This is a genomic window from Simiduia sp. (assembly GCF_058345725.1).
In genome coordinates, this window is the sequence record NZ_JBTUOC010000092.1 from 1 (window position 1) to 9,062 (window position 9,062).

Genomic DNA, 9,062 nt, shown 5'->3' on the forward strand with positions numbered 1-9,062 from the left:
GCGGCTGGCCGCCTACGAGCAAACTCTGGCGCAGCTGCACCGGCAACAGCTGCTCTACCCCTGCAGCTGCAACCGCCAGCGACTGACATCGCTCGGACGGGTCTACGATGGCCACTGCCGGCAGCACCCGCCGGCGGCTCACGAATCCACGGCCCTGCGACTGCATCTGCCGGAGCCCGAGCTGGCCGTCACCTTTAACGATGGCATTCAGGGCCCGCAGTGTCAGGTGCCCGCCCGGGATTTTGGCGATACCATTCTCAAGCGCAAAGACGGCCTGCACGCCTACCAATTGGCGGTGGTGGTGGACGACATTCACCAGCGCATCAGCCATGTGGTGCGCGGCGCCGACCTGCTCGAAGTAAGCGCTCGCCAACAGGCGCTTTTTGCACTTCTGGGCACACCGGCCCCTCAGTGGGCCCACATTCCGGTTATTAACAACCTGCAAGGCCAGAAACTGAGCAAACAAAACCACGCGCCGGCGCTCGACCTCGACACCCCGAGCAGTAATCTCTACCACGCCCTAAGAATACTGGGCCAAGAGCCACCGACGGCCCTGGCCAACGCGCCGGTGGCGGAATTGCTGGCCTGGGGTTGCGCGCACTGGGCCATCGATCGGGTGCCGCGCCAGCCCAGCTGTACAGACCCGCTGTTTAGTCGCTGACCAACAAAAGCCCGCCGGCCCGTTGCCAAGCTGTTAAGCGACACTTACCATGGGCCGCTTGCGCGCAAAGACCCTTATTCATGCCCAATCAACGCCTCATTATTTTACTTTTGCTGGTGGCCTACATCTTCTCGCCCACGCTGTTTGGCTGGGTGATCAATCCGGATGGCTCCTGGTACCGCCCCTTTATTTTATGGGTATTAGTGATAGTGATTGCTTACTTTATCCAAGCCGCCGGCAAGTCGAAGCGCAATGACCTTTAGCCTGACAGAAATATCGCTGCTGTGTGTGGGCTACTTGCTGCTGATTTTTGGCATTGCCTGGATCACAGAAAACGGCTGGATACCCGATAAGGTCATCCGCCACCCCCTCACCTATATTTTGTCGCTGGGTATATTTGCCAGCGCCTGGTCGTTTTACGGCGTAGTGGACCTCGCCTTTCAATACGGCTACGGCGCGCTGGCCTATTACCTGGGCACTGGGGCCCTGTTCCTGTTCGCGCCGGTCGCCATTCGCCCGCTGGCGGATCTGGCGCGCCGCTACCAGATTCACTCCCTGGCCGACTTACTGGTGTTTCGCTACCACAGCAACCTGCTGGGCGCGCTCACCACCCTGTGCATGTTACTGGGCGTGTTACCGCTACTGGCCCTACAGATTCAGGCGGTATCCGACACCCTGCGCATTATCACCGTCGACAGTCTGCCGTCGCTGGGACTGGCGGAGTCGGGTATTACCCTCAAGCAGGTGCTGGCCTTTATGTACTGCGCGCTGCTGGCCACCTTCACCAGTATGTTTGGCTCCAACCGCGAACAGCACCGCGGCATGATCACCGCCATGGCATTCGAGTCGCTGCTAAAGGTGTGTGCCATCTGCGCGGTTGGGCTGTTTGCCGTGTTCAATGTGTTCGACGGTATCGCAGGCTTGGATCAGTGGCTGCTAGACCACCCGGAAAACATCGCCCTGCTGCACAACCCCATGAAAGACTCCGCCAGCTCCACCTTAATGCTGGTGTTTTTTGCCACCGCCGTGGCCATGCCCCACATTTTTCACATGAGTGTGGTGGAAAACCCCATGCAGCACACCACCCAGACGGTGAGTTGGGCCTTCCCTCTGTTCTTGCTGCTGATGGCGCTGCCGGTGTTCCCGATTTTGTGGGCCGGCTTTGAGCTGGGCGTGCCACTGCCGGCCCAGTACTTTACCCTGGGCGTACCCATTTTTGGCGAAGCCCCGGCGCTGACCCTGGTGGCCTTCGTGGGCGGGCTCTCTGCCGCCACCGGCGCCATGGTGGTCATTGCGTTGGCCATGGCCACCATGCTGCTAAACCACTGGCTGCTGCCGCTGCTGCAGATGAGCTACCAGACCGACATCTACGCCCGCCTTATGTGGTTGCGCCGAGTGCTCATCGGCATCGTGTTCCTGCTGGGGTTTGCGCTCTACCTGTGGCTGGACAACAACTTCTCCCTCGCGCAGCTCGCGCTGATGGCGTTTATCGCCACCCTGCAATTTTTACCCGCCATTTCCGCGGTCGCCTACTGGCCGCGCGGCAATCGACTGGGCGCCGCCTGCGGCCTGGCCACCGGCGCCGGTATCTGGGCGGTGGGCCTGTTCTTCCCGTCGCTGATGGATATTTCGGTATACCAGCTGCCGCTGCTAGCCACCGATCTGCCCGTGGGCATTAACTACTGGAGCGAAATCACGCTTATTTCGCTGGGCGCCAACACCCTGGTCTTTGTGCTCCTGTCACTGCTCACCAGTCAGGGCGAGGACGAGCGTTTCAGCGCGGACATCTGTGCCGACGACGAGCTGTCGCAGCCGCTGCGACTGTCGCTGGAATTGCGCTCGGCGCGGGAATTCCGCGAGCGCTTGGGCGATGTACTCGGGCCCCAATCCGCCCGCGACGAAGTGACCCGGGCACTAAACCAGTTATCGCTCACCATCGACGAACGCCGCCCCTACGCCCTGCGTCGCCTGCGCGACCAAATTGAGGCAAACCTGTCGGGCCTGATGGGTATCGGTATTGCCAACGATATTCTGGACCGCTGCATTCCCTACGCGGTGTCCGAACAGCGCCATACGGCGGACATCAATCTGATGGAAAACCGCCTGGGGCAATTGCAATCGCACCTCACGGGTATGGCCGCCGAACTGAACAAGCTGCGCCTCTACCATCGCCAGACCTTGCAACTATTGCCCATGGCCGCCTGTTCGCTGGGCCAGGATGGCGAAATCATGATGTGGAACGACGCGATGGAGCGCCTGACCGGCATTGATTCGTTGCACATCACCGGTTCAAGCCTGGAAGATCTGGCCGAGCCCTGGGGTAATCTGATGCGCAGCTTTGCCCACAGCGAAGACAACCACCGCTACAAGCAAAGCGTGGAAATCAACCACCGCACCCACTGGATCAGCCTGCACAAAGCGCTGCTCGAGCAAACCGAGGCAGAAGATGGCCTGTTTGACGGCCAGGTCATCCTGTTGGAAGACGTGACCGAAACTCAGCTGTTGGAGCAGGAATTGGTGCACAGCGAACGGCTGGCCTCGGTGGGCCGGCTGGCGGCCGGCGTGGCCCACGAAATTGGCAATCCCATCACCGGCATTGCCTGCCTTGCGCAGAATTTGCACTACGACTCGCAAGAGCCAGAGGTGCACGCCACCGCCGATCAGATTTTAAGCCAGACCGACCGGGTGTCGCGCATCGTGCACTCGCTGGTGAGCTTCTCGCACTCAGGTGGCGGCGAAGAGCGGCTGGTGGAACCCATGAACATTCACACCTGCGCGCAGGAGGCCATTCACTTGATCTCCCTGCAAAAGGACAAGCAGCAGGTGACCTTTACCAACCATATCGACCCAGACATTAATTTGCTGGGCGACAGCCAGCGGATGATACAAGTGTTCGTCAACCTGCTGTCGAACGCCCGCGACGCCAGCCCCGAGGGCGCCGAAGTGTGCCTGTGGAGCGATGAAGACGGCGGCCACGCGGTGGTCAGCGTGGAAGATGAAGGCTCTGGTATTCCGCCCGAACTGATGGACCGCATCATGGAACCCTTCTTTACCACCAAGGAGCCAGGCCAGGGCACGGGGCTGGGCCTGGCCATGGTCTACTCCATTGTGGAAGACCACAAAGGCAGCCTGACGGTCACCAGCCCAGTGGATACAGAGACAGGCCGGGGAACCCGCTTTGATATACGCCTTCCCCTTGCATAACAACGCAGGGTTGGTAACACTAGCCCGTTAACGTGTAGCGAAAAGAAACAGCATGAGCCATATCCTGATCGTTGAAGACGAACCCATCATCCGCATGGCGTTGCGCAAATTGCTCGAGCGCAACAAATACGTGGTGAGCGAGGCCGGTTCGGTCAAGGAAGCCACCAGCAAGCACAACCTCACCAGCTTTGATCTCATTATCAGCGACCTGCGCCTGCCGGGCGCACCGGGCACCGACCTGATTACCCTCTCGGGCGAAGTTCCCGTGCTGATCATGACCAGCTACGCCAGTCTGCGCTCGGCGGTGGACTCCATGCGCATGGGCGCAGTGGACTACATCGCCAAGCCCTTCGACCACGATGAAATGCTGGCCGCTGTTAAGCGGGTCATCGGCAAAGCCAATCGCGCGGCCCGCCAGGCACCGGCCGAGAACCAGGCTGGCGTGGCCAGCATGATCGGCAGCTCCAATGTGATGAAAGCCCTGTACGCCAAGATCCACAAGGTGTCACCCACCGGCGCCACCGTGCTGGTGCACGGCGAAACGGGCACCGGTAAAGAGTTAGTGGCCAAGGCCATTCACGCCGAGAGCCCCCGCGCCGACAAGCCCCTCATTTCTGTTAACTGCGCCGCCATCCCCGAAACCCTGATTGAATCCGAATTATTTGGCCACGAAAAAGGCGCCTTTACCGGCGCCGCCAGCCAGCGCGAAGGTTTGGTCGCGGCCGCCGACGGCGGCACCCTGTTCCTGGATGAAATCGGCGAACTGCCACTGGAGGCCCAAGCCCGTCTACTGCGGGTACTGCAAGAGGGCGAAGTGCGCCCCATTGGCTCGGTGGAATCGCGCAAAGTGGACGTGCGCCTGGTGGCGGCCACCCACCGAGATCTGCGCAAACTGGCCCAAGAGGGCAAGTTCCGCGAGGATTTGTACTACCGCATTAACGTAGTTCAGCTCACCCTGCCGCCACTGCGCGAGCGCGGGCGCGATATTCTGCTGCTGGCCGAACACATGCTGACGCGTTTTTGCGCCCAATTCGGCAAGCCACCGCTGTCGCTATCGCCCGAGGCCATTCAGGCCATTACCACCTATATATGGCCCGGCAATGTGCGCGAGATGGAAAACGCCATTCAGCGCGCCATCATCCTGTGCAACGATGAAAAAGAAATTGGCCACCAGCTGCTGGAAATAGATTTAGACCTGGTGGAGGTGGAGCTGGACGACGACGATGAACCCGACGACCTGCAGCCGCGCAAGCTGCTGGGAAAATCCAAAGAAGACCCCGCCGAAGACTTGTCCCTGGAAGATTACTTCCAGCGTTTTGTACTCGAGCACCAAGACACCATGAGCGAGACCGAGCTGGCCAAGAAGCTGGGCGTCAGCCGCAAGTGCCTGTGGGAGCGCCGCCAGCGCCTGGGTATCCCCCGCAAAAAAGCCACCGCCCGCTAATCGTCCCAAAGGCCACTCAGTGGCCTTTTTTATGCCTGCACCTAGGGTGTATACGACTCGCCTCCGGGCAGCACCAGCACCTAACGCAACAACCGCACGCCCCTGCCCAATGGCGTCTAAATCTTCCGGTAGCCCATGATCAAAATTTGTGCAAACCCGCTGATCCGCTCAAGTGTTACCTTGTCATAGAAATGTAACGTGTAACGAGCGTAACGGTAACGAATTAACGGTTATCGCCATCCCGCCTTTTTATTCCAAGACAGATAACTCTTTGTTTTTATTATATTTTTCAAAGTTGGCACGCTAAATGTATTAGACAGAGCCAGAATAAGAACAATAGATAATAAAAACAAAACGTAACCCAATAATAAAAACAACAAATAATAAGAAAAGCGAAATACTCTAATAACAACAACAAATAATAAAAAAGATAGAAATAACTAATAAGAACAACAAATAATAATAAGATAGCGATTTAACTGACTACAAAACTAGGAGAGGGTTTGCCAGTAAGCAAATTGCCGAACCGGGCAGGGAAGCACCACCTAATAAGCATAACTAATGTGGACGTAACACAGAATTTGACGGGAAAGCCAAGGCTTTCCCGTTTTGCTTTCTGGCGTCTTAGTGCCTAAATCCAGCTATTTCCCCCGCAGATCCCACAGAATGTAAGCGAAATGCCGCGACCATGGTAAACTCGCGCCTTCTTTTAATATGGCCCTTTGATCTTGCACCTATGCTGAAGCGACTGTTCTCCCTGCTAACTTCCTCGTCGGGCCGTCCGCGCGCCCAAGAAAAACGGATAGTACCCCGCGACCAGCACAGCATTTCCCGCGCGAATATCAGCCGGGGGGCGCTGTCTGCCATGAAGCGACTGCACGATGAAGGCTACGAAGCCTATTTGGTTGGGGGCGGCGTGCGCGACCTGCTGCTGGGCGGCCACCCCAAAGACTTCGACCTGGCCACCAATGCGACACCTGAGCAGGTGCGCAGCCTGTTTCGCGGCGCCCGTATCATTGGCCGGCGGTTTAAAATTGTGCATGTGCGCATGGGCCGAGAGTTACTGGAGGTAACCACCTTCCGCGACAACCACACCGAATCTGAAAGCGAACGCGACTCCCACCAAGCGGACTCGGGTATGCTGCTGCGCGATAACGTGTTTGGCACCCTGGAAACCGACGCCGCGCGCCGCGATTTCACCATCAATGCCCTCTATTACACCTCGGCGGATTTCACCATCCACGATTACGAGGGCGGCATGGAGGATTTGGACCAGCGCCAAATCCGTATGATTGGCGACCCGGCTACGCGCTATAAAGAGGACCCGGTGCGCATGCTGCGCGCGATCCGCTTCGCCGCCAAACTGGGTTTTACCATCGAAAAGCACACAGCAGCCCCCATCGCTGCCAACGCCGAGCTGCTAAGCCAAGTATCTTCTTCGCGCCTGTTTGACGAGTGCCTGAAGTTGTTTATGGCCGGCTCTGCCACCGCCACCTTTTCGCTGCTGCGCGATTACCAGCTACTGCCGCACCTGTTTGCGCAAACCGATGCCGTCTTGCAATCGGGCGACCCCATCGCTGAAAAGCTGATCGAGCACGCCCTGGTAAATACCGACAAACGCATACGCAACGAACAGCGCGTGACCCCGGCCTTTATTTTCGCGGCTTTACTGTGGCCCGCCGTCGCCCGCGCCCAAGCGCAGTTGATGGCAGACAATAACCTCACGGCACCCGTGGCACTCAATCAGGCAGCCAGCGCCGTTGTGGGGCAGCAGCTGGCTGCCATCGCCATCCCCAAACGCTTTTTAATTCCCATGCGCGAAATTTGGGACCTGCAATTGCGCCTGCCCAACCGCAGTGGCAAGCGCGCCTTTGCCGTGGCCAGCCACCCGCGTTTTCGCGCGGCCTACGACTTCCTATTGCTGCGCGAGAGCGCCGGTGAAAAATTTGACGGCCTGGGCCAGTGGTGGACTGAGTTCCAAGCCACAACCGACGATGGTCGCGAGCAGATGGTGCAAAAACTCGGCGGCCCGCGCCAGCGCAACCGGCGCCGCAGCCCCCGTAAAAAACCCGCCAAGCCCCAGGAGTAAGCGCCGTGGGCACCCTTTGTGCCATTGGCCTGGGCAGCAACCTGGACAACCCAGGCGCCCAGCTCGCGCGCGCCTTCAAAGCGCTGGCCGCACTGCCAGAGACCAGGCTCCTGGCCGCCTCGCCGGTGTACCAAAGCGTGGCGGTGGGGCCCGAACAACCTGACTATTTAAACGCTTGCGCGCTGCTGCGCACCCAACTGGCGCCGCTGCCCTTACTGGATGCGCTGCAGGCCATCGAGCACGCCCATCGGCGCACGCGCACGGTGCGCTGGGGGCCCCGCACGCTCGATTTAGATCTGTTGCTCTATGGACAGCAGGCCATCGACCTGCCGCGCCTGACCGTGCCGCACCCCTACCTGTGTGAGCGAAATTTTGTGCTCTATCCGCTGCACGACATCTGGCCAGAGGCTTGCTTGCCGGACGGCCGGACACTTGCATCCCTTTTAACACACTGTACGATGAAGGGCCTGTCGCGCTTGCCTGAAGGCTAGCCAAGCGCGCCTGTAACGAGGATACCGCAGTGACCGAATTTTTTGACCTGCAACTGGATTTAAGCCAATACACCCTGCCGCGATTCATTTCGGTGGAGGGCCCCATTGGTGTTGGGAAAACTACGCTGGCCAAACATTTGGCGCAAACCTTCAATTACGACACACTGCTGGAGCAAACGCGCGAAAACCCGTTTCTGGAACGCTTCTACCGCGACCCGAAACACAGTGCGCTGCCCACCCAATTATTTTTCCTGTTTCAACGGGCACAGCAATTGCGCGACCTCAAGCAGGACGACCTCTTTGAGCCGGTGCGGGTATCCGATTTTTTAATGGAAAAAGACCAGTTGTTTGCCCAGGTAACTCTGGATGACGACGAATTCCAGTTATACCAACAGGTTTACGACAAGTTGACCTTTGACAACCCAAAACCCGAGCTGGTGATTTATTTGCAAGCGCCAACCGAAGTGTTACTTCAGCGGGTGAAAAATCGCGGCAGTGCAGTCGAGCAGCTAATCAGTCACGACTACTTAAACCGGCTAAACGACGCCTATATGCGCTTTTTTCACTTTTACGACGACGCGCCCCTGCTCATTGTAAACGCCACCGATTTAGACCTAGTTTCCAATGCCGACCACTACGCCCAACTGGTGGACTATTTGCTCAACATCAAATCTGGTCGGCACTACTACAACCCCACGCCCAAGCTGTAACGGGAGGCTCCCATGCCCTACGGAAAACCCACGCAAGAATCGGCGCTGTCGAAACTGATTAGTGTCAACACCCTTCGCAAGATGAAAGCCGAGGGCGAAAAATTTGTCACTGTCGCGCTCTACGATGCCCCCATGGCGGCCATGGCCCAGCGCTGCGGCGTGCAGGTATTGCTGGTGGGCGACTCGCTCGGCATGACGGTACTGGGTTACGACTCCACCATTCCGGTAACCATGGAGCAAATGATTTATCACGTTGAAGCCGTGCGCCGCGGCAACAGCAAATCGCTGATTATGGGCGACATGCCCTTTATGAGCTACGCCACCACCGAGCTTGCCTTCACCAACGCCACGCGCATCATGCAAGCGGGCGCACACATGGTAAAACTCGAAGGTGGCGAATGGGTGGCCGACACCGTCCATAAGCTAACCGAGCGCGGCATTCCCGTGTGCGGCCACCTGGGAC

Annotated in this window: 8 protein-coding genes; all 8 read left to right on the forward strand. The window is 58.4% G+C overall.

Going from position 1 to position 9,062, the window contains the following annotated elements:
- A partial coding sequence (locus tag ACW8F6_RS17615) for a glutamate--tRNA ligase family protein (RefSeq protein WP_491577199.1) occupies positions 1 to 661 on the forward strand: 661 nt, incomplete at its 5' end.
- Between the two features lie 80 nt (positions 662 to 741).
- Entirely contained in the window at positions 742 to 924 is a 183-nt protein-coding gene (locus ACW8F6_RS17620; RefSeq protein WP_491577200.1) for a hypothetical protein, read from the forward strand.
- Positions 914 to 3,865, forward strand: a complete 2,952-nt coding sequence (locus tag ACW8F6_RS17625; RefSeq protein WP_491577201.1) for an ATP-binding protein — start codon at positions 914 to 916, stop codon at positions 3,863 to 3,865. Before ACW8F6_RS17620 ends, ACW8F6_RS17625 begins: the two co-directional genes overlap by 11 nt.
- Before the next feature lie 52 nt (positions 3,866 to 3,917).
- Positions 3,918 to 5,309 carry a sigma-54-dependent transcriptional regulator gene (locus tag ACW8F6_RS17630; protein ID WP_491577202.1) on the forward strand — a complete coding sequence of 464 codons (1,392 nt, stop codon included), beginning with the start codon at positions 3,918 to 3,920 and terminating at the stop codon, positions 5,307 to 5,309.
- Positions 5,310 to 6,045: 736 nt separating this feature from the next.
- Complete coding sequence (pcnB, locus tag ACW8F6_RS17635; protein ID WP_491577203.1) at positions 6,046 to 7,398, forward strand: polynucleotide adenylyltransferase PcnB; 1,353 nt, start codon at positions 6,046 to 6,048, stop codon at positions 7,396 to 7,398.
- Between the two features lie 5 nt (positions 7,399 to 7,403).
- Positions 7,404 to 7,889, forward strand: coding sequence for a 2-amino-4-hydroxy-6-hydroxymethyldihydropteridine diphosphokinase (gene folK, locus ACW8F6_RS17640; RefSeq protein ID WP_491577204.1), 486 nt, complete (start codon positions 7,404 to 7,406; stop codon positions 7,887 to 7,889).
- 29 nt (positions 7,890 to 7,918) lie between these two features.
- Positions 7,919 to 8,599: a deoxynucleoside kinase gene (locus tag ACW8F6_RS17645; RefSeq protein WP_491577205.1), complete on the forward strand. Its 681-nt coding sequence runs from the start codon at positions 7,919 to 7,921 to the stop codon at positions 8,597 to 8,599.
- Between the two features lie 12 nt (positions 8,600 to 8,611).
- Positions 8,612 to 9,062 (forward strand): 3-methyl-2-oxobutanoate hydroxymethyltransferase (locus tag ACW8F6_RS17650; protein WP_491577206.1); only part of this gene is annotated, 451 nt, incomplete at its 3' end.

Coding starts and splice junctions, on each gene's coding strand:
- ACW8F6_RS17620 (WP_491577200.1), top strand. CDS start 742: ATGCCCAATCAACGCCTCATTATTTTACTTTTGCTGGTGGCCTACATC.
- ACW8F6_RS17625 (WP_491577201.1), top strand. CDS start 914: ATGACCTTTAGCCTGACAGAAATATCGCTGCTGTGTGTGGGCTACTTG.
- ACW8F6_RS17630 (WP_491577202.1), top strand. CDS start 3,918: ATGAGCCATATCCTGATCGTTGAAGACGAACCCATCATCCGCATGGCG.
- pcnB (WP_491577203.1), top strand. CDS start 6,046: ATGCTGAAGCGACTGTTCTCCCTGCTAACTTCCTCGTCGGGCCGTCCG.